This window comes from Candidatus Zixiibacteriota bacterium, from assembly GCA_026397505.1.
Taxonomy (GTDB): Bacteria; Zixibacteria; MSB-5A5; order GN15; family PGXB01; genus JAPLUR01.
Genome location: JAPLUR010000062.1, coordinates 19,617 through 42,440 on the forward strand (window position 1 = coordinate 19,617; position 22,824 = coordinate 42,440).

24 protein-coding genes and 1 pseudogene are annotated in these 22,824 nt (G+C 50.2%); 24 read left to right on the forward strand and 1 reads right to left on the reverse strand.

Features of this window, described 5'->3' with window-relative positions:
• Positions 1 to 82: 82 nt before the first annotated feature.
• From NT002_06715 to NT002_06765, 11 genes are all read left to right on the forward strand, one after another.
• Positions 83 to 847, forward strand: a complete 765-nt coding sequence (locus NT002_06715) for a flagellar motor protein (protein MCX6828960.1) — start codon at positions 83 to 85, stop codon at positions 845 to 847.
• A 6-nt stretch (positions 848 to 853) separates the two neighbouring features.
• A complete protein-coding gene (locus tag NT002_06720; GenBank protein ID MCX6828961.1) occupies positions 854 to 1,591 on the forward strand; it encodes an OmpA family protein in 738 nt (245 codons plus the stop codon).
• Between the two features lie 156 nt (positions 1,592 to 1,747).
• Entirely contained in the window at positions 1,748 to 2,164 is a 417-nt protein-coding gene (gene flgB, locus NT002_06725) for a flagellar basal body rod protein FlgB (protein ID MCX6828962.1), read from the forward strand.
• A 10-nt stretch (positions 2,165 to 2,174) separates the two neighbouring features.
• Positions 2,175 to 2,669, forward strand: coding sequence for a flagellar basal body rod protein FlgC (gene flgC, locus NT002_06730; protein MCX6828963.1), 495 nt, complete (start codon positions 2,175 to 2,177; stop codon positions 2,667 to 2,669).
• An 18-nt stretch (positions 2,670 to 2,687) separates the two neighbouring features.
• Positions 2,688 to 3,017 (forward strand): hypothetical protein, encoded by a 330-nt coding sequence (locus tag NT002_06735; protein ID MCX6828964.1) that lies wholly within the window; start codon positions 2,688 to 2,690, stop codon positions 3,015 to 3,017.
• Positions 3,014 to 3,325, forward strand: a complete 312-nt coding sequence (fliE, locus tag NT002_06740) for a flagellar hook-basal body complex protein FliE (protein ID MCX6828965.1) — start codon at positions 3,014 to 3,016, stop codon at positions 3,323 to 3,325. Before NT002_06735 ends, fliE begins: the two co-directional genes overlap by 4 nt.
• Before the next feature lie 24 nt (positions 3,326 to 3,349).
• Positions 3,350 to 4,891, forward strand: a complete 1,542-nt coding sequence (gene fliF, locus NT002_06745; protein MCX6828966.1) for a flagellar basal-body MS-ring/collar protein FliF — start codon at positions 3,350 to 3,352, stop codon at positions 4,889 to 4,891.
• An 11-nt stretch (positions 4,892 to 4,902) separates the two neighbouring features.
• Positions 4,903 to 5,913: a flagellar motor switch protein FliG gene (gene fliG, locus NT002_06750; protein ID MCX6828967.1), complete on the forward strand. Its 1,011-nt coding sequence runs from the start codon at positions 4,903 to 4,905 to the stop codon at positions 5,911 to 5,913.
• Positions 5,906 to 6,607, forward strand: coding sequence for a FliH/SctL family protein (locus NT002_06755; protein ID MCX6828968.1), 702 nt, complete (start codon positions 5,906 to 5,908; stop codon positions 6,605 to 6,607). The genes fliG and NT002_06755 overlap by 8 nt, the downstream gene beginning before the upstream one ends.
• Positions 6,604 to 7,953 (forward strand): flagellar protein export ATPase FliI, encoded by a 1,350-nt coding sequence (fliI, locus tag NT002_06760; GenBank protein MCX6828969.1) that lies wholly within the window; start codon positions 6,604 to 6,606, stop codon positions 7,951 to 7,953. Before NT002_06755 ends, fliI begins: the two co-directional genes overlap by 4 nt.
• Complete coding sequence (locus NT002_06765) at positions 7,940 to 8,395, forward strand: flagellar FliJ family protein (GenBank protein ID MCX6828970.1); 456 nt, start codon at positions 7,940 to 7,942, stop codon at positions 8,393 to 8,395. Before fliI ends, NT002_06765 begins: the two co-directional genes overlap by 14 nt.
• Before the next feature lie 41 nt (positions 8,396 to 8,436).
• Here the strand turns inward: NT002_06765 and NT002_06770 are convergent, their stop codons facing one another.
• Positions 8,437 to 9,702: a T9SS type A sorting domain-containing protein gene (locus tag NT002_06770; GenBank protein ID MCX6828971.1), complete on the reverse strand. Its 1,266-nt coding sequence runs from the start codon at positions 9,700 to 9,702 to the stop codon at positions 8,437 to 8,439.
• A 449-nt stretch (positions 9,703 to 10,151) separates the two neighbouring features.
• Here NT002_06770 and NT002_06775 point away from each other — a divergent pair, with 449 nt between their 5' ends.
• The 13 genes and pseudogenes from NT002_06775 (at position 10,152) to NT002_06835 (ending at position 22,802) form a co-directional block, all read left to right on the forward strand.
• Positions 10,152 to 10,883 (forward strand): flagellar hook-basal body protein, encoded by a 732-nt coding sequence (locus NT002_06775; protein MCX6828972.1) that lies wholly within the window; start codon positions 10,152 to 10,154, stop codon positions 10,881 to 10,883.
• A 24-nt stretch (positions 10,884 to 10,907) separates the two neighbouring features.
• Positions 10,908 to 11,696 (forward strand): flagellar basal-body rod protein FlgG, encoded by a 789-nt coding sequence (flgG, locus tag NT002_06780; GenBank protein ID MCX6828973.1) that lies wholly within the window; start codon positions 10,908 to 10,910, stop codon positions 11,694 to 11,696.
• Positions 11,697 to 11,705: 9 nt separating this feature from the next.
• Positions 11,706 to 12,404, forward strand: coding sequence for a flagellar basal body P-ring formation chaperone FlgA (flgA, locus tag NT002_06785; protein MCX6828974.1), 699 nt, complete (start codon positions 11,706 to 11,708; stop codon positions 12,402 to 12,404).
• A 10-nt stretch (positions 12,405 to 12,414) separates the two neighbouring features.
• The gene (locus tag NT002_06790) at positions 12,415 to 13,002 is read left to right on the forward strand and encodes a flagellar basal body L-ring protein FlgH (protein MCX6828975.1); all 588 of its coding nucleotides are present in this window, start codon (positions 12,415 to 12,417) and stop codon (positions 13,000 to 13,002) included.
• Positions 13,003 to 13,010: 8 nt separating this feature from the next.
• Complete coding sequence (locus tag NT002_06795) at positions 13,011 to 14,144, forward strand: flagellar basal body P-ring protein FlgI (protein MCX6828976.1); 1,134 nt, start codon at positions 13,011 to 13,013, stop codon at positions 14,142 to 14,144.
• Positions 14,145 to 14,155: 11 nt separating this feature from the next.
• Positions 14,156 to 15,178: a transglycosylase SLT domain-containing protein gene (locus tag NT002_06800; GenBank protein ID MCX6828977.1), complete on the forward strand. Its 1,023-nt coding sequence runs from the start codon at positions 14,156 to 14,158 to the stop codon at positions 15,176 to 15,178.
• Positions 15,179 to 15,205: 27 nt separating this feature from the next.
• Positions 15,206 to 15,730, forward strand: a complete 525-nt coding sequence (locus tag NT002_06805; GenBank protein ID MCX6828978.1) for a flagellar protein FlgN — start codon at positions 15,206 to 15,208, stop codon at positions 15,728 to 15,730.
• Positions 15,730 to 17,124 (forward strand): flagellar hook-associated protein FlgK, encoded by a 1,395-nt coding sequence (gene flgK, locus NT002_06810; GenBank protein MCX6828979.1) that lies wholly within the window; start codon positions 15,730 to 15,732, stop codon positions 17,122 to 17,124. Before NT002_06805 ends, flgK begins: the two co-directional genes overlap by 1 nt.
• 45 nt (positions 17,125 to 17,169) lie before the next feature.
• Positions 17,170 to 17,343: pseudogene (gene csrA / locus NT002_06815) on the forward strand (carbon storage regulator CsrA).
• A gap of 162 nt (positions 17,344 to 17,505) precedes the next feature.
• Positions 17,506 to 17,676, forward strand: coding sequence for a hypothetical protein (locus NT002_06820; protein ID MCX6828980.1), 171 nt, complete (start codon positions 17,506 to 17,508; stop codon positions 17,674 to 17,676).
• Positions 17,677 to 17,682: 6 nt separating this feature from the next.
• A complete protein-coding gene (gene flgL, locus NT002_06825) occupies positions 17,683 to 19,611 on the forward strand; it encodes a flagellar hook-associated protein FlgL (GenBank protein ID MCX6828981.1) in 1,929 nt (642 codons plus the stop codon).
• A 30-nt stretch (positions 19,612 to 19,641) separates the two neighbouring features.
• Complete coding sequence (gene fliW / locus NT002_06830) at positions 19,642 to 20,127, forward strand: flagellar assembly protein FliW (protein MCX6828982.1); 486 nt, start codon at positions 19,642 to 19,644, stop codon at positions 20,125 to 20,127.
• Positions 20,128 to 20,135: 8 nt separating this feature from the next.
• Complete coding sequence (locus NT002_06835) at positions 20,136 to 22,802, forward strand: tetratricopeptide repeat protein (GenBank protein ID MCX6828983.1); 2,667 nt, start codon at positions 20,136 to 20,138, stop codon at positions 22,800 to 22,802.
• The last annotated feature ends 22 nt before the right edge of the window (positions 22,803 to 22,824 follow it).

Below are 22,824 nucleotides of genomic sequence, written 5' to 3' on the forward strand. Positions count from 1 at the left end.
AACTGCCGATATTCCTATTGATTGGGCTTAAGACCCTGCCATTCAAATTATGGCCGGCTTGGCCCGATATTTTGATAACGATATGGATATAGCAACTATCGGCGGTCTCATATTGGGTATCGGCGCTGTCCTCGTATCCTTTGTCATGGAAGGAGGACACCTCAGCGCCATCGTACAGCCTCCGGCGATGCTGATTGTAATCGGCGGAACAATAGGGGCGACGATTGTAACAACCTCAATAAAGACAATTGTGAATGTCCCTCAATTTATCAAGCTGGCCATTTTTGCCCGATCGATTAATCCCCTCCGGACGATTGATATGATTGTCAGCATGTCGGAGAAAGCACGTCGTGAGGGAATTCTCGGATTGGAGAACGATCTGCCCAATATAAGAGACCCGTTCTTCAGAAAAGCGATACAATTGGTGATTGATGGGACGGAAATAACCGCGCTGAAAACGATTCTGGAAACGGAGATTGCTTATATCGAGGATCGTCATAAAAGGGGGATATTATTTTTCCAAAAGATGGGGGGCTTTTCTCCCACCCTCGGAATCATCGGGACTGTCTTGGGGTTAATCCATACTCTGGGAAACACCGCGAACGCCGACCGTATGGCCGAGGCAATTGCGGGAGCCTTTATCGCCACACTCTGGGGCGTCGCTCTGGCCAACCTCGTCTATCTACCCGTAAGCGACAAATTGAAAATGCGTCATGAAGAGGAACTGGCCAATCTGGATCTGGTTATGGAAGGAGTTGTCTCCATTCAATCGGGTGACAATCCGCGGGTGGTCAAAACCAAGCTTCTTTCATTCATCGCGCCGGGGATGCGGGGCGGCGAGGAATAAGCCGTTATGGCGCGTCGCAGAAAATCAGATGAACATGAAAATCTGGAGCGATGGCTTCTCACCTATGCCGATCTCATCACTCTCCTCCTGGCGTTCTTTATTGTCATGTACTCCATGTCCAAGGTCGATGCCAAAAAGTTCGGCAGGATGACTGAGGCTTTATCGGGCGTTCTCAAGGGCGGGACAATGGTAATAAAGAAAGGGGACCAGCCGGGAGCACTTCCGGGGCAGGGAGTCCTGAATATCGGCCATCTCAAGACTCTTGGCCAGCAGATTAAGGAGAGCGCCGATAAAATGGGTGACGACAAAGTGATCAGTACCGATGTTTCCGAACGGGGATTGGTCATACATATCATGGAATCGGCTCTTTTTCGGGAGGGATCGGCCGAACTGGAATCGAAGGCCAAGGATATTCTGAATATGATAGCGGAAAAGGTGCGAGAGCTTCCCAACCACATCCGTATCGAGGGACACACCGATAACCAGCCGATCAAGACCGCCCGATATCCCTCCAATTGGGAGCTTTCCTCGGCGCGCGCCACGGAGGTAGTACGATACCTGGCCGATGTGCACAGTTTTGACCCCAAGAGGATTTCGGCGCTGGGGTTTGGCGAGTTTCGTCCGATTGCAGATAATGATACCGATTTGAACCGGTCCAAGAATCGCCGGGTTGATATTGTGGTTCTTACTATGGAGATGACCGAAGCCGAGCCGAGCTCACAGTATTACGCTCCCCGTCCCTGATTCTGAGGAAAACTTTTTCCGATTCGACGGCATCAATTTCCTTCACCAACTTCAAAAGAATCTTATCAGAAAATTGTAAATCGTTGTCTTTCTGCCTGATATGGCGTCGGAAACAGTTTGGCACCGCCCTTGCTCAAAGGTTTTCCGGATAATGGTATGTCTGACTTATTAAAAAAAGCTGTTTTCGACAAGTGTGGCGTTCCGCTGATGCAGAAATTTCTGGATATGGCCTCTATTCGCCATAAGATGATTTCGGGGAACATCGCCAATATCTCGACACCCAAGTATCAGAGCAAAGATATAGATTTTCACAGCGAACTGAAAAAAGCTGTTAATGATAAGGGACACATTCAAGGAACCGTCACTCATCCGGCGCATATTCCAGTCGGGAAGAGTCGCGACCGGGGACCGGAACTGATTGTGAACAGGTCGAAAGAGAGTAACGGCATCAATAATGTCGATGCCGACGCCGAAGTGGCTCACCTGGCAGAGAATCAGATTTATTATAGTGTCGGGGCCACTCTTCTGGCCAAGAAATTTGAAGGTTTGAGAACCGCCATTAGAAGCAAGTAGGTGATATATTATGTCGGGACTATTCAATTCCATTGAGATTTCGGCAACGGGGATGACCCTGCAGCGGAAAAAAATGGATGTCGTGGCGCAGAACATCGCCAATGTGGAAACGACCCGCACCGATAAGGGCGGCCCTTATCGTCGGAAACGGGTAATGGTATCGGCGGAGGAAGAAAATGTTCCTTTCCGGAATGTCATGGATGGGGCCCGCACCAAGCTTCTGCGCACCAATGTCAATCATTTAAATGGGGTTTCGAAACTCACACGCGATGATATCGAAGTGTCCAAGGCAAAGGGTGAGGAAGTGGATGACCCGGCTTCGAAATTTCGTCTGGTGTATGACCCTGGGCATCCTGACGCCGACGAACAGGGATATGTGAAAGTTCCGGATATTGAGATTGTCAATGAGATGGTCGATATGATCGCGGCTTCGCGGGCTTATGAAGCCAACACAACCGCGATTCTTTCGGCCAAAGAGATGGCTAAGAATGCTCTTGAGATATAAAGGAAGGAAAGAATAGGTATGAAGATTAACTCTGTTGGAATTGAGGCCTATCGTCAGTTGACCGGCGATAGCCAGGTCAATAAGAAGACAGTGTCAAGTGAGAATGCCTCCAAGGCCGAGCAGAGCAACCGCATTGCCATTCCGGGCCAGGGGAAAATCCCCGGCTCGAAGCTGGCGGTACAGCTTCAGAAAGGGAGTTTCCTTGACATGCTTACGGTCGAGGAAAAGAAGGCGCTGGAGTTGCTCTTTGAGCGATTCCGCTCGGCTGAACTGGAAAGCGGCTCTTATGGGAAAAAGAGCGCCGCAGACGCCAGTCACCTGGGCAAGATCGTGGATGTAAAATTATGAGCGGTATTGTCGGACAGGTCAGTCGGTTGGTGCCGGGACTTCAGAACGGTATTCAGAACAGCACTTCTCTTGTAAAGGAAGCCGGCGGAGTGGATTTTACGGAGTTACTGGGGAAAATGGTCAACTCGGTGAATACACTTCAGAGCGAGGCGGCCAACGCCCAGCAACTGGCGGCCACCGGCGAGGCGGCCGACCTGCATCAGGTGATGATTGCGGCCGAAGAAGCGGGTATCGCCATGGATCTTCTCCTGGAAATCAGGAACAGACTGGTTGAGGCCTATCAGACTTTGATAAGAATGCCTATGTAATACCTAAAACAGCTATCAAAGAATATCTCCGGGGTTGCCCGGGCAATGTCTCCCAGTCAGGCCATGCTGCTTATCGCCGTTATTACCGGCCTTATTGTCGGCGTGGTGGTGCTTGGCAACTGGGTCAAGAACGTCAATTATGCCGTTCTTTATTCGAATCTGGAACCGGCTGAGGCCGGTGAGGTGGCCGGGCAGTTGACCGAACAAAAAATATCCTATAAGCTGACAGACGGCGGTACGACCATTTCGGTTCCCTCTGACGATGTTTACAAGGTCAGAATTTCTCTGGCCTCACAAGGGTTGCCCCGTTCCGGAAATGTCGGTTATGCCATTTTTGACAAATCCAATCTGGGTATGACCGAGTTTCTGCAGAACCTGAATTTCCGCCGGGCCCTGGAGGGAGAATTGATGAAAACAATCATGCAACTGTCCGATGTCCAGGCCGCTCGGGTGCATATCGTCATGCCGAAAGACCGCCTCTTTAGAGAAGACAAGCTGGAAGCGACCGCCTCGGTGGTTTTAAAACTGCGTCATACCGGGGGAATGTCAAAATCCCAGTTGGCCGGTATCACCCATCTGGTGGCTTCCTCGGTGGAAGGTTTGAAACCGCAGAATATCTCCATTATCGATTATAACGGGGAGCTTCTTTCTTCCCAGAATCAGTCCGACCCGCTGGCCGGCTTAAGCTCATCGCAGCTTGAGGTACGGCAGAATGTCGAGCAGAATCTGGAGGGAAAGGCGCAATCGATGCTGAATGGTGTCATCGGCCAGGGGAAATCAATTGTGCGCGTGACGGCCGAGCTTGATTTTCAGCAGGTGGAAAAAACCAATGAATTGTATGATCCCAATTCGGCCGTAATTCGCAGCCAGGAAAATACGCAGGAGACGAAGAGTTCTTCGGATAAGCAGGAGCAGAACGCGGAAACCCGGGATGATAATCGGACCGAGACGACGGTCACGAACTACGAAATAAATAAGACGGTGGAGCATATCATAAACTCCATCGGGAATATAAAGCGTCTCTCGGTGGCGGTGCTCTTAGATGGTACATATAAGGCTGCGCCGGGAACCGAGGGCGGCGCCGAGCAGGTTTATGAACCTCGGCCGCAGGAGGAAATCGACCGGATTACCGCCATTGTGCGAAATGCGGTCGGATATGATGCCCAGCGCAATGACCAGATTGAAGTGGTCAATCTGCCCTTTGATCGCACCGCGATTGAAGTTGAACAGCAGAAATTGGATAAAATAGTCCAGCAGGATTTCTATTTTGATATCGGTAAGAAGGTGGGGCTTCTTCTGCTGGCCGTGCTGGCTTTCCTATTTATCAGAAAATTACTGAAGAAGGCTTTTTCCTCACTGGCGAGAGTCCTCCCGCCGGCACCGACCGCCCGCGGTCCCAGGATGCCTATCCCGGGATATTCCGGCGCCTCGGGTGAGGAAGAAACAGAAATACTGCCGATTCTTCCGGAAAATCGCAAGCCCAAATTGGTTGACCAGATGCAGAACGCGGCTAAGGGGCGGCCGGAAGAGATCGCCAAAGTTATCAAGACCTTGATGATAGATTAGGGAGACTTCCAATGGATTTTGAAACTCTTACGCCAACACAAAAAGCGGCCATTGCTCTGGTGGCTTTTGGAACCGAAGTCTCGGCGCTGGTCTTGAAAAGCCTCTCGGAGCAGGAAATGGAACGGCTCACGGTCGAGATTGCCAATCTGCGCGATGTGCCGGCGGCGGTGGAAGAAAAGGTGATCGGCGAGTGCTATCAGATATTTATGGCCCGCCAGTATATATCGCAGGGCGGGGTCGATTTCGCCCGGGAAATATTGGAAAAAGCAGTCGGGCATCAGAAGGCGATGGAAATCCTTTCCCGACTCGAATCATCTTTCCGCACCTCCGGCTTCAATCTTCTGAAAAACATTGACTCCCGCCAATTGGTGGGGTTCATTCAGAACGAACATCCTCAGACTATCGCGCTGATACTTACCCAGCTCACCCCTCAGCAGGCGGCCGCGGTCCTTTCCGAATTACCCTCGGAATTGCAGGCCGAGGTGGCGCTGCGTATAGCCACGATGGAAAAAATCTCGCCCGATATTCTAAAGGAAATTGAGTCAACTCTGGAAGGGCATTTCCAATCATCGGCGGAGGGAGATTTGTCTGTTTCCGGCGGCGCCAAGACTATGGCTGAGATTCTCAACCTGATCGAAAGCTCGGCGGAAAAGAATATTCTTCATTCTCTTGAAGCGGAAAATGGCGAACTGGCCGCGAAGATCAAGAACATGATGTTCGTCTTTGACGACCTGATTCTTCTGGATGACCGTTCCATTCAAAGACTGCTGAAAGAAGTGGAAACGAAGGATCTATCAATTGCCCTTAAAGCAGCCTCCGAAGAAGTAAAAGCCAAAATATATTCCAATGTCTCGGAGCGGGTGGCGGTGATGATTAAAGAGGAAATGGAATTCATGGGGCCGATGCGTCTTTCCGATGTTGAAGCCGCCCAGCAGAGAATCGTTGAAGCAGTCAGGAAGCTTGAAGAAGACGGTCAGGTGATCATATCCGGTCGCGGCGGCAAGGAGGATATAATTGTCTAAGCTCCTGCATCGCCCCCTGCTCAACGACAAAGTGATCATAGGGGAGTACCGGGTTGATATTGAGGCCGACCAACTGTCCGAAAAGAAGCTGGCAACCAAATTCAGCGATATCAATGTCATTACCTCGGTGGAGGGGCGAAAGCTTATCCCCATTCAGGAAATCATCAAAATCGAACAGCGGCTGATACGCGATAAGGAAACAGAATACAAAAGAGGTTGTCAAGATGGATATCGGCAGGGGAAAGCCGAGGGTCATTTGGAGGCGCAGAAAGTTATAGATAACTTTGCCACACTTATAATGGATGCTGTCAGGCAGCGAGAGATATTGTATGAAGAGGCCCACAGCAAAATTCTTGACATGGTAATAAATATCTCGCGCAAGGTTACTTTTGAGGCTGCCCGGGTTGACCCGGATATCACGGCGCAAATAATCTCCGGGGCGATCAAGAAACTGGTCGATAAATCAAAAATAAAAGTGAAAGTGCATCAGGACCATCTGCCTCTGCTGGAGCAGCAGATTGAGCAATTCCGTGGCGACTCAACCGCCATTAAGGAATTGGCCATAGAAGCTGATTCGCGCGTGCGGTATGGCGGCTGCTTTATTGAGACGCCGACCGGAGATATTGACGCGCGGCTGGAATCCCAAATTGAAATTATCGCCGAAGCACTGGGCGAAGTCGAGGCGACCACGTGAGTCCAATACCTTATGAGCTCTATGCCGACCGCCTAAAAAAAATAAATACAATCAAGCAGTCCGGACGGGTGGTACAGATTATCGGCCTGGTGGTGGAATCGATCGGACCGGCGGTATCGGTCGGGGATCTCTGCCGCATCGAAAATCCCGAAACAGGAGAGAAGATAAAAGCCGAGGTAGTCGGCTTTCGGGATAATCGCATTCTTTTGATGCCGCTTGGCTCCATTGCCGGCATTACTCCCGGCTCCATCGTTGTCTCAACCGGGGAGCAGTTGCGGATACCGGTGGGTGAGGAACTGATTGGGCGGGTGCTGGGTGGACTGGGACAGCCGATCGACGGAAAAGGGCCGATTCTGAGCACAAAGACACGGATCATTGATAGTCCGCCTATTCCGGCCCTGAAAAGAAATCGGATAAGTCGGGCGGTTCGTACCGGGATAAAAGCGATGGATATCATGGCGGCCTGCGGACAGGGACAAAGGATGGGAATTTTTGCCGGCTCGGGTGTCGGGAAATCGGTCTTGTTGGGAATGATCGCCCGGGGTTCTTCCGCCGATGTCAATGTGGTTGCCCTGGTTGGAGAACGGGGGAGGGAAGTTCGGGAGTTTATCGAAAAGGATTTAGGCGAAGAAGGGTTGAAACGGTCGGTAGTCGTGGTGGTTACCTCCGATCAACCGTCGCTCATCAGAATTAAGGGTGCCAATGTGGCTACCGCCATTGCAGAGTATTTTCGCGACCAGGGGATGAATGTAATGCTTCTCATGGACTCGGTGACCCGAATCGCCATCGCTCAGAGAGAAATTGGCCTGGCCGTCGGCGAACCACCGGCTACAAAAGGTTACACGCCCTCGGTCTTTGCCATGCTTCCCCGACTTCTGGAACGGGCCGGAAATAATGAGCGAGGTTCTATCACCGGTCTTTATACCGTACTGGTCGAGGGAGATGATTTCAACGAACCTATTTCTGATGCGGTGCGCTCGATTCTGGATGGGCATGTGGCCCTTTCGCGGAGATTGGCCGCGGTTAATCAGTACCCAGCGATTGATATTCTCGATTCGATAAGCCGTCTCATGATTGATGTCTCCACGCCGGAGCATCTCACGCTGGCGGCAAGGGTCAGAGAAATTGTCGCCACCTATCGTGAATCGGAGGACTTGATAAATATCGGGGCCTACGTCAAAGGTTCTTCAAGCAAAATTGACTATGCCATTTCAAAGATAGGGGAGATCAATCAATTCTTTCGCCAGGCGATCGAAGAGCGATGCGATTTTGATGAATCTCTAAGCAGGCTTGCGGCAATATTCGCCGGCGGGCCAAATCCGAACAACCCCAATGAAAAAGTTTAAGTTTCGCCTTGAGCCGCTCCTTAAGATAAAAGCGCACATCGAAAGGGAAAAACAGAAACATCTGGCGCTGGCGGCCCAGCAAGTGGTCGCTCAGGAGACCTATCTGCACGAACTGAATCGAGACCGTCAGGCGGCGCAGAACGAGCAGCGGGGATATCTGTCAGGGACGCTCAGACCAAATCTGCTGCTGAATTATTCCCGATATTTCCTGAAATTGAAAAAAAATGAATTGACCGGCTCTGAAATCCTAAAAGTTTACCGCATCGAAAGAGAAAAGAGGCGGCAGGAGCTTCTTGAGGCGACCAAACAGAAAAAAATATACGAGAAATTGAAAGAGCACAAAAAGGATAGCTATCAGAAGGAGATGGAGACAATCATCCGGAAGGAGCAGGATGACATTGCCTCAAAAATGTTTCATCGCAAAAAAAAGCTCCCGTTATGAGCGGAAGCTTTGGGATGATAGAATAATTTCCATAAACCAAATTACTTCAGTAACATCATCGGCCTGCTCTGGGCGAATTCCTCCGCCTTGAGGCGGTAGAAATAGATGCCCGAAGCTAACTGCCTTTTATTATCACCTCTTCCATCAAAAGTTACGTTATATGTGCCGGCCGGCAGCTGCCGGTCGATTATCGTTCTGATTTTCTGACCAAGGATATTAAAGACATCAAGAGTTACATGGCCGGATTTGGGCACTGCAAATCTGATGATCGTCGCCGGATTAAACGGATTGGGATAATTCTGCGCCAGAAGATACTCTTTGGGCAGTTTTATCTCCGGTCTGTCATCGACCGGTGAACTGATGCTGATGTTAACATAACCGGCCCGGAAATAGGGCGCAAAAGGAAGACCGACGGCAGGACGGAATTCCAGTCGCTGGATGCCCAGATAGCTGACCGAGTCGATGATCACTATCTCATCCGGAGCAGCCGGCTTGATATCAAAAATGATCTTCGCCAATGGGCCGCTGCCGGGTGTGAGGGGATTAAGCGTAGAGTATGATAGGGTTATCAATAATTGCCGGTTCTGGGCATTGGGAGTGATAGTGCGGCTGTATGCCGTAGCACCACGGGTATTGTCAAAAATGACACTGTCGAAAACGAGATTATCCGAAGAATATGTTAGCGCCAGATTGATATCGGTCAGGTTATCCTCATTGAAACCATAAACATTGACCGCGACCGCACGGCCGGGGCCGGAGGTCACCGTATCAACCCAGACCGAATCCTGATTGGGGGGCAGTTCGCCCACGGTGATATAACCACGAACAAACTGCGGGAATATGGCATGCTCGGCGGTTGAATCTGTAAACATGGTCTGTTGCGAGGGAGGGAAGAAGGAGGAATCGATGATGATTGTCTGCCCGGCGGCCGAGGGACTGATGGAAAAGTAAAGATTGCATAATAGACCGTTGCCGAGCGGTATCCATGACATAGTCTGCCAATCCTGCACCGAAAGGTCGAATAGATTAGCGGTTGATTTACTGAAAACGGTATTGTCAGGGATATAACTGAGGCGGCCATTTTTCAGTGAGAAAGAATCGAGAGTCACATAATTTGAATCAAAGGTAAGCACCATTTCAACGGCGCTGAGAACCTCATCGTTATAAAAGAATACCGGAACAATCACTTTGCTGCCCGGCATGGCGCCGACCGAATCAATCCGAAGGGTATCGGGAATGCCGGGATCGGCCAGGGCCATTGAAAACAGTATCGGCAATATGAAAATCGCTCTGATCATAATCCTCATAATGAAACTTCCCATTTTGAATGCATCATCCATCAGAGCAAACGAAATGCAAAAACCGGATTTTTTTTCAAAGCAAATGTTCCGGCCAGTAAAAACGCAGTAACTTCGTCGGATTCAATATAATAACTCTCTCCCGCCGACACAAGAGCAATTTCCTGTTTTCATTCAGTCTGTGAAATTTTTTGCAGCTTTTCATAATATTTGAGAACCGATCTGAAGATGGATTTAATCATTAATTAGGGTCTGGAAACAATCTAACTGTGGAATAAGGGGCACCAAAGGGGTGGAAATTTTTTCCGTTTTTCTTGATGAAAGACTCAATTGCAGATAAAAATAGGCTTTGAATTGCTCTCGTAATATAAAGCTACATAATGAGATATGATTCGGCCTGGCGAGTTGGAGAGGCATGGTACAGGGCTTGCTTAAAACAAAGTCGGAGAAATAGTATCATGATAAAAGGATTATACCGTTCCGCTTCGGCCATGTTGCCGCGAATCAAAATGCAGGAGATTACAGCCAACAATCTGGCTAATGCATCCGCTCCGGGATTCAAACGGGATATGCTTTTTACCAAAGAGCTGTCGGCGGCAGAGGCGCGGCAAATACCGCGCAAGTCGGATTGGGAAACCCCGATGATCGATCAGGTTTATACCGAATATGAGCAGGGGATGCTGGAAAAGACCGACAACCCCCTGGACCTCGGTCTGGAAGGGGATGGATTCTTTGTCATGGAAACAGATGATGGTCAGACCATGCTTTCCCGTGCCGGCTCTTTTACAGTCAGCCCGGGCGGTTTTTTGGTCAGCTCTGAGGGACATAGGATTCTTGGTGACGGGGGACCGATTGCGGTGGGTGAAGGTTCTGTCACAATTTCGGAGTCGGGACAGGTGGAAGTGGATAATAGCGTCATCGGGAGCATCCGTGTGGCCAATGTTGCCGACAAAACGGCCCTTCAAAAAGTGGGCAAAAGCGAATTCATGATTCCGGAAGGGGTTGAGCCGATTGCGGCCGTGAACTACACCATCCGGCAGGGATATCTGGAATCCTCCAATGTCAACCTCATCAAGGAGATGGTCGATATGATCATTTCTTTTCGCAATTATGAGGCCGACGCCCAATCGCTCAAAACACAGGATGATTCATTGGAGAAATTGATTAACAATGTGGGGCGAGTCAGATAGAATGGATAAAGAGGGAGAATTAGCATGATAAAAGCGATGCGTACTGCCGCCTCGGGCATGATTGCCCAGCAGATGAATGTGGATAATATCGCCAACAATCTGGCCAACGTCAATACGACCGGTTTCAAACGCAGTAAGGTTGAATTTCAGGATGTCCTGTACCAGAACCTTCGCAAGGCCGGCACAGCCACGGCCATCGGCACGGTTGTCCCGACCAATCTCGATGTGGGGTACGGCACCAGGGCCGTGGCCACGGTAAGAGAGTTTTCGGTCGGCGATCTGACCCAGAGCGGCAACCCGCTCGATCTCGCGATTTCCGGAAATGGTTTTTTCCAGATTCAGATGCCGGATGGTACACTCAACTACACTCGTGACGGCGCTTTCAAGGTGTCGGCTGAGGGAAGAGTGGTGACTTCGGATGGATTTTTTCTTTACCCGGAATTAACGATTCCGGAAGACGCCACTTCGATTGCGGTGGGAATGGACGGTGATGTTTCCGTGCAACTGGTGGGAAATGATATGCCCCAGTCCATCGGTCGAATTGAACTGGCCAAATTTATCAATCCGGCCGGTCTTTCCGCGGTCGGACATAACCTCTATGTGCGGAATGCGGCCTCGGGTTCGCCGACGGTAGGCACGCCCGCCGAGGAAGGTCTGGGGAAAATCGACCAGGGATATCTGGAAATCTCCAATGTCAAAGTGGTTGATGAAATGGTCAACATGATTGTGGCTCAGAGAGCTTATGAACTCAATTCCAAGGTTATCCAGACCAGTGAAGACATGACCCAGATTGTGAACAATCTGAAACGATAGGAATAAACAATGAATAAAGACATAGGGAATTGTCTTTCTGTCCTGGCCCTGTTGCTGCTCTTATGCGCCGGTACGCTCCGGGCGGAAAGCCTCGAGGGGGAGTTGGCCCGGGGCGTTGCAGCGCTCTATAATCTTGATACGGCAAAGACGACGATTGAAATCCAGAAACACCCTTTGACTCTTGATTCCTGTGCCTATGATAGTCTGAATATTATTCCACTTACTCAAACGCCGCCCCGCGGTTCGGTTTCATTCCAGGTAATCTTGTACCGGGACAGACAAATTGTGGGCCAGGGACAGGTGCGTTTCAGCATAAGCTGCTATGACTGGGTGATGGTTACCGATGATAGAATCAAACGCAACGAAATAATCACGCCTGACAAATGCCATGTTGAGCGCAAGGAGATCACCTGGCTGACAGAACAGCCGATAAAATCATTTACCGAACTCGACGGTCGATGGACCAAAAGGAGCATTAATAAAGCCCAGATTATCAGCAGCGGGATGCTGGAGAAGATTCCGGATATTGTGACCGGCAAAGAGATTTCCATTCTCTATCAGACTTCCGGTCTGGAAATTTCGACACGAGGAACGGCCATGGCGCCGGGATATATCGGGGCCGATATCCGCGTTAAGAATAATCAATCAGGGAAAATAATAAACGGTACTGTCATTGACGGCGGCACCGTAAGGATAGGAACCATATAAGGCAGGAAATATGAGCATCAGGAAGATTTTATTTTTCATCCTTATTCTGCTCCTTCTCCCGTTCTCGCTTCGCGTCTGGTCGGGGGATTTTGGGCAGGCAAACTCACTTTTCACCGATATTAAGGCACACAAAGTGGGTGATATACTGACGGTATTGATCTATGAAAATTCGAATGCCACCAGTCAGTCGGAAACCAAGACTCAGAAAGACGGGCAGTTTTCCACCGACGGCGGTCCGGGGATCGGAAGTCTGGATTTCATCCCGCTCTTCGGCGCCAAGGGAGAGAATAAGAGCAGCTTCAACGGCAAGGGGGAGAATCTGCGAAATCAGTCGCTCCGAGCCAAAATGTCGGTAACAGTTATATCTGTCAGGGACAACGGCGACCTGATCGTCAAGGGGACCCGCACGGTCGGGATCTCTAAGGACAAAGAGACGATGACACTTTCGGGGGTTGTCCGTCAAAAAGATGTCACGGCGGCCAATACCGTGGATTCTTATCTAATAGCCGATGCGGACATAACTTATACCGGCAAGGGAGTCGCCAATAACTCCAGCCGGCCGGGATTCATCATGCGTTTCCTCAACTGGCTCTTTTAGGAGGTGATATGAGCAATCTGATTTGCACACGAGCTTCGATACCTTCTTTCATGATCGCGCTGCTGCTGTTCATTCTTGCCTGGTATTCTCCCGAGGCAGAGGCGGGCGTAAGAATCAAGGATATTGCCCGGATACAGGGCGACGCCGAGATGGACTTTTTCGGCTATGGATTGGTGATTGGTCTCGATGGAACCGGTGACGGCAAGGGGACCCAATTCACCATGCAGTCACTCGCCAATATGATGCAACGGATGGGAATGACGGTCGATCCCGAAAAACTCAAGGTGAAGAATGTGGCGGCGGTGATAGTCACCGGTCGCCTGTCATCAACCCACAAAATTGGTGACCGGGTCGATGTGACGGTTTCCTCAATCGGTGACGCCTCCTCATTACAGGGGGGAACTCTGCTTATGACACAACTGGCCATGTCCGATGGCGAGGTTTATGCGACAGCTCAAGGGCCGGTGTCGATCGGCGGATTCAATGTCCAGGTGGAAGATGGCAACAAAATCATCAACAACTACACGCTGGTCGGACGTGTACCCAACGGCGGCATTGTCACCCGCCCGATAATCAAGCAATCGAATGTGTCCGAGCTTGTGCTTTCATTGCAGACGCCCGATTACGCCACTGCCTCGCGCATGGCCGAGGCGATCAATAGCCGGTACGGTCATACCGCCATTGTCGATGATGCCGGGACGATAAGGATCAATGTTCCCGAATCAATGGCCGCGGCTAACAGCCGGATTCAGTTCATTGCCGATATCGGCACACTGCAGGTCGAACCGGATCAGGTCGCCCGGGTGATTATCAACGAGAGAACCGGGACCATTGTGGCCGGGCAGAATGTGACGATTGCGCCGGTGGCCATTGCCCATGGCAATATTATGGTGAATATCAAATCGGTGCCGGTTATTTCCCAGCCGGAGCCGTTCTCTAAAGGGGAAACGGTGGTGACATCGGAATATCAGCTTACGGTGGATAATGAGAAGGCGCGGGTGCTGTATCTGCAGGAGGCCGTTTCGCTGGCCGATATCGCCTCCGCACTCAATCAGATTGGAGCCGCGCCGCGCGATATCATTGCCATTTTTGAATCTCTCAAACAGGCGGGAGCGCTCCGCGCGGAGCTGGTAATTATCTAATAGGGAATAATGTGACCAACCCGATAAATAACAATTTTAGGGCGGGAAATCCCGCCTCGATTCCCCTTAAGAAATCACCGGATGTTGAGGGGGAAAAGAAGAAGCTTTACAACTCTGCCCGGGAAATGGAGTCCCTTTTCCTCTATCATATGCTTAAGGAAATGCGCAAGACGGTTCCGCAGAACGAGGGGAGCAATGCCCTGGGTCTGGGAAACGGTTTGGGCAAAGATATTTACACACAGGTCTTTGACGAAGAACTTTCCAGGAAAATAGCGGGCAACGGTGATAAGTCATTGACCAACCTTCTTTACCATGCGCTGGAAAAGGCCTTTGACCGGCAGCATGGCGAGGCTGAAAGCAAAGCGATAGTTTCCGCAAAGCTGCTGCCCGAGGCAAAATACATAAGCATCAACCGTCAGGAAGAGAAATTCATCGACCTGAATGGCCGGGTGACTCCCCGGAAAGGTAAGCAGCCCGTTGCCGGAAATGCGGTCGAAGTGAACGCCCAATTGACACGCAAAGGGGGCGCAAGGATGATCACCAATGACCCCGATCAAATTGACCTGGTCGGCCGGAATAAGTCAATTGATGCGAAAGTTGAGAGCAAAGCGATAAATGCATCACCGGAGCAAAAAACCGATTCTTCCGATTACAAGGAAATCATCAAAGAAGCATCGGAGAAATTCAATCTTGATCCGACGCTGCTGGAGTCGATTATCGAGGCCGAGTCGGCGGGAAATCCTCAGGCGGTATCCTTGGCGGGGGCTAAAGGCCTGATGCAATTGGCCGACACCACGGCCGCCGATATGGGGGTCAGAAATGTTTTTGACCCGCAGGAAAATATCCACGCCGGGGCGAAATTCTTGCGACGCCTTATCGATCGTTTCGGTGATATCAAAAAGGCTCTGGCCGCCTACAACGCCGGGCCGGAAACGGTGGAACGATATAGGGGAATTCCCCCGTACCCCGAGACCAGACGCTATGTGCAAAAGGTTTTGCAGGGAGTTACCGGCAAAACCAAGAACTATGAATAACCGAATGCCCTAAAGAGATTTGCCGATATGCCGAAAGAAATAATTGAGGATAGTTCAAATTCTGAACTGACCTGGGAACTGATGAGAGTCCTGGAAAAGGAAGCGTCTCTATTTGAAACATTCCTGGATCTGCTGGAGCAGCAACAAGAAGCTCTGGTTCGGAATGATGTTAATCGTCTTAACGAAATTACCGAGAGGCAAAAAGAGAAACTCGTGTCCGCCGGGCAATTGTCAAAAAACCGGGAGGAACTGATCAGGAGATTGTCGGAACAGGGGAAAGCTTCGGAGAACCTCACCATATCGAGGTTGATTGAATCGGCATCTTCGGGACAAGCGACCATGATGGAACAACTCCGTGAAACCATCCTGGAACTGAATGAAAAGATCATGAAAGTGCGCTCACAAAATGAGATGCTGATCAATCGTTCGCGTGAAAATATAATGAAAACCATTGAACTGCTAGGGCGGATTAAGATGCCTGATGATCAATATCACAGTGAGGGAAAGCGGAACGTCGTGCAGGGCAGCCTGGCCCTGGATAGGAGAGCATAATGGCCGGATTGTTCGATGGATTGGAACTGGGGAAAAGGGCTCTTAACACTCATCAGCTGTGGCTGAATACAATCGGGCATAATATTGCCAACGTGAATACGCCGGGGTACACTCGTCAGAGGGTTAATATCAGTACCACTCCCCCGCAGGAATTGCCGCAGGGGATGGTCGGCACCGGCGTAAGTGCCGACAATATCAGACACGTCCGCGATCTGTTCCTCAACCGGCAATATCGCAATGAAAATAAGTCGCTGGGACAATGGACCGGGCAGGAGAAAATCCTCTCGCAGATAGAGGCTCTGTTCACGGAACCGAATGCCGAGTCGCTTGGGGACCTTCTGGATAAATTCTGGGCCGGCTGGTCGGATCTGGCCAATAATCCGGAGTCGGTCGGGGCCCGCACCGCTCTGAAAGAACAGACCAATCTTCTGACCAGCGGTTTTCATCGTATCTATTCCAACCTTCAGGATCTCCGCAAATCGGTGGATGACGAGATCGTTCTGACAGTCGATAATGTCAACAGCCTGGCCTCGGAAATCGCCTTAATCAATCAGCAAATAGCCCGCACCGAGTTGGGTGGGCAGAAAGCCAACGACCTGCGCGACCGCCGTGACTATCTGATTGACCAGTTGTCTGAATTTGTGGATGTCAATGTGGCGGAGCAGAAAAATAATACCGCCACGGTCTATATCGGTTCGCTGGCCATCGTTGACGGGACCACTTCATTCCGCATTGATACCCGAAAAGTCGGGGCCGGCGAAGTGACCAGCAGCGAAATTGTCTGGGAAGGAACCACCATGACCATCAAAAATCTGAACGGTCAGTTGAAGGCGCTGGTTGATGCGCGCGACCAGATCGTTCCACAGTATTTATCAAAACTGGATGCCATGGCGCAGGCGCTGATTACCAATGTCAACACGCAGCACCAGAAAGGCATTGGACTGGATGGTTCGATCGGGCTGAATTTCTTCGATCCACGGAATTTCGGCGCCGCCACGATATCATTGAATGACACCATTGCGAACAATGTTATCAAGATCGCCGCTTCAAAGTCGGGCGAAGTCGGAGACAATGTCAATGCTCTGGCCATCGCCGACCTGAAAAACGCGTCAGTCTTGATGAGGAATACCGCCTCCCTGAGTGAGTTTTACAATTCCCTGATCGGAGAAATTGGCGTGAATACCGGGAAGGCCAAAAATCTGAAAGAAAATTATGAACTATTGGTGGGACAGTTGGATAATGCCCGTCAGTCAGTGCAGGGGGTATCGCTGGATGAAGAAATGGCGCAAATGATCAAATACCAACATGCTTTTGATGCGGCCGCGCGCGTGATAACGACCATGGATCAGGCACTGGAGACTGTTATCAAGGGAATGGGAATAGTCGGACGGTAGCCAAGTAAACATTAACAGGTCTGAACCAAGACCACGGAGGGTGTTTTGCTGATACTAACAAGGAAGTTAGGCGAATCGATAACGATCGGTGACGATATCAAAGTGACGGTCCTGGGTGTCTTTGGAAGGCAGGTCAGGATCGGCATAGATGCACCGTCAAAAGTGGTTGTGCACCGAGAAGAGATATACGTCAAGATTCAAAACGAGAATCGGAAAGCGGCCAAATCGGTCAGACAGGATTTGGTTAATGTGGTAAAACTGCTCAAGGACAAAATCTCCGGCGACACCCGCAGAAAAGCAAAAGCGCCGGAAATAAAGTACAAAAAGACGACGCGAAAAACACCGGATGATCAGCAATCGGGACATTAACGGGAGGCGAAAATGTTTTGGAATAAGAAAAAGGACAAAAAAGGCAATGATGATTACAAATCAAACCGGTCAGGAAACTCCGGCAAAGATAAAGACACCGGCGCGAAACCGACACGCGCTTCTTTGATGCAGAAGATGTTCAAGGACGGATGCGATAAGGACTTCGTCTATTACGAAGAATAGGATCCGATGAGAGTAACCAATAAAATGATCAATGACCAGGTGGCCTTCAACCTGAATCGCTCGCTTGACCGTTTCATGCGCATGCAGGCGATGATGTCCACCGGGCGGCGGATCAATCAACCCTCCGATGATCCGATCGGAACACAGAAGGATCTGGGATACCGAAAGGTTTTGACCGAGATCAGCCAGTACAAGAAAAACATCTCCAGCGGTCTGAATACCCTTTCCACCTATGATAATATTCTGGGAAACATGAAGGATATGGTGTCCTCGGCTTATGAGGTGGCGGTATCACTCTCCAATGACACTTATGATGCGACCGCCCGGATGGGCGCCGCCAATGAGGTGGAATCGCTCTTCAAGCAGGTGGTTGATATGGCCAATTCTCAGATAGAAGGGCGATATATATTTTCGGGATTCCGCACCAAGACCAAACCGCTTGCGATAAGCGCCACGGGCGTGGATTATTTGGGGGACCACGGCCGGATTGAGATTGAGGCCGAAGCCTCATCGAAAGTTGATGTGAATCTGATTGGCGCCGATATTCTCTTCAAGCAACTCAGCAAACTTGGAGAAACCGCCGATCTGAAAGCCGGCATTACCGGCACGACACAATTATCCGACTTGAATCTTGGTCGCGGAGTAGACCTGGCGTCCGGAACATTCGAGGTAAGAGACAATAATCTCGGCTTAAATGTCATGGTCGATATCAGTATTGCTAATACTGTCGATGAGGCCATCACCCTGATTAACAGCGAACTGGCAATGAGCGGCATAACCAATCTGAAGGTCGATTTCGGCGCTGAGGGAAACAATCTAAAGTGGGTTACGACCAATAGCGGCCGGATCGCCGCCGGAACCTTGCTGTCTAATCTGAATGCCGGGCATGGAGTCGACCTGTCTACCGGAAAAATTGCGGTGCATAATATCGACAATAGTATTAATATCGAGGTTGACTTCTCGGGCACCGCCAATATTGGCGATGTCATCGCCAGAATCAACAGCACCCTTTCAGCCGGCGGAGTCAATAATGTTACGGCGGCCATTGATGCCGCCGGAACCGGTATCAGCATTATCGATGCCAACGGCACATCGCTGGGGCTGACAATTGATGAAGTCTCCGGCTCCAGCACCACGGCCGCCGATTTGGGCCTTATGGGCTCGATAAACCCGGTTCTGAATGGACAGGCACTCAATCCGCGCCTCGACTTTTCGGTCACGGAGTCGGCCCCCGGGCTGACAACGGCCACCGACCTGGGATTGCAGGGTAGTGTGACCGGAGACAGGGGCGGAGATGCCATTGCCCCTCGTCTTTTAGCCACAACCTCGCTCTCCCTTCTCAATAATGGTGATGGATTTGACCTGGGACAGATAAAAATTTCGAAAGGGCGAGAGGTGGCCTATCTTGATCTGGGCAACTCGGCTTTTACCACCGTGGGTGACTTGATTGATGCCATTAACAACAGCGGCCTGGATATTGTTGCGGCCATTAATTCATCGCAGACGGGAATTCAGATTGAGCCAACCTCAAATGACAGCTCATTTATGATCGAGGAAGTCGGCGCCGGCCGTACGGCACACGTCTTGGGAATTTTCGGATCCTCGGATTTACTTGGATCGCTCATAGTTCTGGAAAAGGCGCTGCGCAATAATGACCGGGAAGTGACCGGGCAGTTGATAGGCAATCTCAATCTGGGGATGCAGGAGCTTCTGAATCATCGGGCCGGTGTGGGCGCCAAGGTTATCAGGCTGGAGACAACTGATTCGCGGCTCGCTGACCTCAATTACAACTTTACCAAATTACTGAGTGAGGTCGAGGATGCCGATTTAACCAAGCTTGTATCCGACCTGGCCCAGCAGGAGAACAGCTATCGCGCCGCTCTGATTGCCTCATCGAAAGTAATACAGCCTTCACTTTTGGATTTTCTGGACTAGAAATAAGACATTGGATAAGGAATAGATTTTATGAAGATTACGACACAGCGATTCGGTGACCTGATGATCCCGGAAGAGAAGATTATCACGATGCCAAAACCGGTATTGGGATTTGAGCACTTAAAGAGGTACTGCCTGATCGAAAGAGAAGACACCGCGCCTTTTCTCTGGTTCCAGTCGATCGATGACCCGGCCGTGGCATTTATTATTGTCAATCCGGTTTACTTCTATTCCGATTATCGAATCGAAGTAAATCCGAAAGAAATCGAGGAACTGGATATCTCCGACGTTCGGATGGTGGAGACATATGTCATTGTGACGATCCCAGCCGATCCGAGCCAGATGACCATTAATCTCCAGGGTCCAATCCTGATAAACACCGAAACCCGGCTGGCCAAGCAATTGGTGCTGGTCAATTCCGAGTACGGAGTCAGGAATCGCCTCATCGCCGATGGAGAAAAAGTCCCGGTCGAGAGTGTCGTAGAGGAAAACGCAGAAGCGCCGGTACTGGTTTGAGCATGGCAATGCCCTCCGGAAGAAGTCGACATGCTCATGGGCGGAAGCGAAATCATTCCGACTCCCGCCGATCTTTCGCCAAGAAAGAAAAGGGGAAATTGTGCCCCCCGCCTGCGGCGGTACTAATCGAAAAAGCCGAGGAATTATTCGCCCATAATCGTTTTGAAGAAGTGGTCGCGGCGCTGGAATCGTTTAAACCGGAACCGGAGATGCCCGGCCAAAAGGAAGAACTTTGCCTTACCAGACTCCTGGCGCTGGCGCTGTCACATCTTGGACAGCACATGGAAGCTGAAAGATATGCCCGGAGGGGGCTGGAAGTTGCGCCCGATGATGGTGATTTCCATTTTGTTCTTGCTGTTACGGCCGCAGCCATCAAAGACTATGATCGCTGTATTGAATACGGGCGACGCTGCCTTGAATTGACCCAAAATGTCGATCGGGGCGATCCAATGAGAAAAGCTTTCAGTGCCGCATATCATCATCTTCTTTATAACCACCTCGGCACCGCCTTTCGCGCCAAAAATGATTTCATAAAAGCTGAGCAGGCCTTTCGCAAGGCGATTGAAAATGCCCCCCACTATAATCATCCCTATCTGAACCTGGCCAATCTGTATTTACAGCAAAAGGAATATGATAAGGCCTCGGAAATTGTCAAGAGCGGCCTGAGGAATTGCTCACAGATACAGGAACTTCGGATACTCGAAAAGGTCATAGAAAACAGGGCGACCGTTTCGGCCTGCATGATTGTCAAAGACGAAGAGGAATTACTAGCGCAATGTCTGGAATCGATACGCAGCTGGGTGGATGAAATCATTGTGGTCGATACCGGTTCGACCGACCGGACAGTAGAAATCGCCCAATCATACGGAGCCAGAGTATTCTTTCAACCCTGGAAGGGGGATTTTTCCAGGCCCCGCAATCTTTCACATTCGAAAGCGACCGGCGACTGGATATTCATCATTGATGCCGATGAGGAATTCGTTCAGGATGATATTTCCCTGATACGACAGGTCATGGCCCAGGATAAATTTCGTCTTATTTCCATCAATGTCTACAATACCAAAAAGGAGACAGGGGAATGTACTTCATTCCTGCCGTCATATCGTCTTTATAAACGTGAAGCCGGTTTTTATTATGATGGTATAGTGCACAACCAGTTGAAATATGACCCGGATGAACCGGCTCTGCGGGTAGGTATCAGGCTCAAGCACTATGGCTACAGTCTTTCGCCGCAAAAAATGAAGAAAAAGATAGCCCGTTCGCGGGAGTTGTTGGAAAGACAATTGGCCGAACACCCCGATGATGCATATGTCCATTTTAATTATGCCCAACTGCTGCGGGGCACCGAAACCGAATTGCCTCCGGATATCAGCGACCTGATTATAGAACACGCTCGCCGGGCCATCAAGTTGACCGATCGCGAAGACCGTCGCTACCTTCACGTGCACCTGATGGCGCATCATCAGTTGATCACGACCTTTCTTCACCTGAAAAAATATGAAGAAGCCGAAAAGTTGTGCCATGAGGCTCTGGACATCAAGCCGGACTATCTGGATCCGCTTCTTTCTCTGGGGCAGGTGTATGTTCACCTGGGGCGCTGGAAGGAGGCGGAAGAAGCCTTTCAGCGATATCTTGAGGTCCAGCAATCATATGATGAATCAAAGGAAACGGCCAACATCATATTGCTCTATGTTCGGGCCAGGCATATTGCCTATTATGGCCTGGGGCTTGTGGCCCATATTAAAGGGGAGACTGGTAATGCGGAGAACTGGTATCTGAAAGTGCTGGAGGAATTCGGACCTTATTTGGATACCCATTTGCGGTTGGCACGCATCCACCTTGACCGTCTGGAATTGGATAAGGGGCGAGAATATCTGGAAAAAGAACTCGCCATGAATCCCGGCTCTGATCTTTGCTGCCTTTATTTGGCAGAGTATCATGCCCGGAGCGGCAATCCATTGGAGTCGGAAATATGGCTGAAGAAAGCTCTGGAATTGACTAAAGATAGTCCCGAAGTATATGAGAAGGCCGGCTGTTTTTATGCCAATAGTGGGCAGTATGACCGGGCCATTCCGTTATTTAGAAAATTGGTAGCCATTAAAGGTCAGTATGCCAACGGCTTCCGGCTATTAGGTAAAGCATTTTATGATAATGGTGACAATTCGGAAGCGCTTGAGTCATATCTGAAATTTCTTGGTCTGGATTCATCAAATCCAGAAATTCTCAATGATGCCGCCAACTGCTATTTTCAGATGAATGATTTTGCGAATGCTGAAGACCTTTATCAGCGGGCCCTGGATGCAAAAGCAACTCGTTCAGTTACTTATCGCAATCTTGGCCTGACCAAATTTCATCTGGGCAAGTATGAAGAGGCTCTTACACTGTTTGATAAATATGGTGAAATAGTGCCCGATGATGCCGATCTTACTCTGGCGAAGGGGCTTACGCTGGTTCGAATGGACCGTTTTTCGGACGCCATTCCTCATTTCGAGAAGTATCTTGCTACCCACCCGGAAAACGTTGAGGGACTATTCAATATATCGGAATGCTATTTTTGTCTCGGGTATGTCGATTCCGCCGCAATCGGATATAAGCATGTTCTGCAAATGAATCCTGGACATCAACTATCCCATGAGCGGCTGGCACAAATAAGAGCCGAAGGGGTCACAGTATAGATTGCCGCAAACCAAAGGGGGA

Excerpts from the sequence above, each read along its gene's own strand:
- NT002_06835 (MCX6828983.1), top strand. The coding sequence starts at position 20,136 with ATGCCCTCCGGAAGAAGTCGACATGCTCATGGGCGGAAGCGAAATCAT.
- flgG (MCX6828973.1), top strand. The coding sequence starts at position 10,908 with ATGATAAAAGCGATGCGTACTGCCGCCTCGGGCATGATTGCCCAGCAG.
- NT002_06790 (MCX6828975.1), top strand. The coding sequence starts at position 12,415 with ATGAGCATCAGGAAGATTTTATTTTTCATCCTTATTCTGCTCCTTCTC.
- flgA (MCX6828974.1), top strand. The coding sequence starts at position 11,706 with ATGAATAAAGACATAGGGAATTGTCTTTCTGTCCTGGCCCTGTTGCTG.
- flgB (MCX6828962.1), top strand. The coding sequence starts at position 1,748 with ATGTCTGACTTATTAAAAAAAGCTGTTTTCGACAAGTGTGGCGTTCCG.
- NT002_06820 (MCX6828980.1), top strand. The coding sequence starts at position 17,506 with ATGTTTTGGAATAAGAAAAAGGACAAAAAAGGCAATGATGATTACAAA.
- fliW (MCX6828982.1), top strand. The coding sequence starts at position 19,642 with ATGAAGATTACGACACAGCGATTCGGTGACCTGATGATCCCGGAAGAG.
- fliG (MCX6828967.1), top strand. The coding sequence starts at position 4,903 with ATGGATTTTGAAACTCTTACGCCAACACAAAAAGCGGCCATTGCTCTG.
- NT002_06720 (MCX6828961.1), top strand. The coding sequence starts at position 854 with ATGGCGCGTCGCAGAAAATCAGATGAACATGAAAATCTGGAGCGATGG.
- NT002_06775 (MCX6828972.1), top strand. The coding sequence starts at position 10,152 with ATGATAAAAGGATTATACCGTTCCGCTTCGGCCATGTTGCCGCGAATC.
- fliE (MCX6828965.1), top strand. The coding sequence starts at position 3,014 with ATGAGCGGTATTGTCGGACAGGTCAGTCGGTTGGTGCCGGGACTTCAG.
- NT002_06795 (MCX6828976.1), top strand. The coding sequence starts at position 13,011 with ATGAGCAATCTGATTTGCACACGAGCTTCGATACCTTCTTTCATGATC.
- NT002_06715 (MCX6828960.1), top strand. The coding sequence starts at position 83 with ATGGATATAGCAACTATCGGCGGTCTCATATTGGGTATCGGCGCTGTC.
- flgK (MCX6828979.1), top strand. The coding sequence starts at position 15,730 with ATGGCCGGATTGTTCGATGGATTGGAACTGGGGAAAAGGGCTCTTAAC.
- NT002_06735 (MCX6828964.1), top strand. The coding sequence starts at position 2,688 with ATGAAGATTAACTCTGTTGGAATTGAGGCCTATCGTCAGTTGACCGGC.
- flgL (MCX6828981.1), top strand. The coding sequence starts at position 17,683 with ATGAGAGTAACCAATAAAATGATCAATGACCAGGTGGCCTTCAACCTG.
- NT002_06765 (MCX6828970.1), top strand. The coding sequence starts at position 7,940 with ATGAAAAAGTTTAAGTTTCGCCTTGAGCCGCTCCTTAAGATAAAAGCG.
- flgC (MCX6828963.1), top strand. The coding sequence starts at position 2,175 with ATGTCGGGACTATTCAATTCCATTGAGATTTCGGCAACGGGGATGACC.
- NT002_06770 (MCX6828971.1), bottom strand. The coding sequence starts at position 9,702 with ATGAGGATTATGATCAGAGCGATTTTCATATTGCCGATACTGTTTTCA.
- NT002_06805 (MCX6828978.1), top strand. The coding sequence starts at position 15,206 with ATGCCGAAAGAAATAATTGAGGATAGTTCAAATTCTGAACTGACCTGG.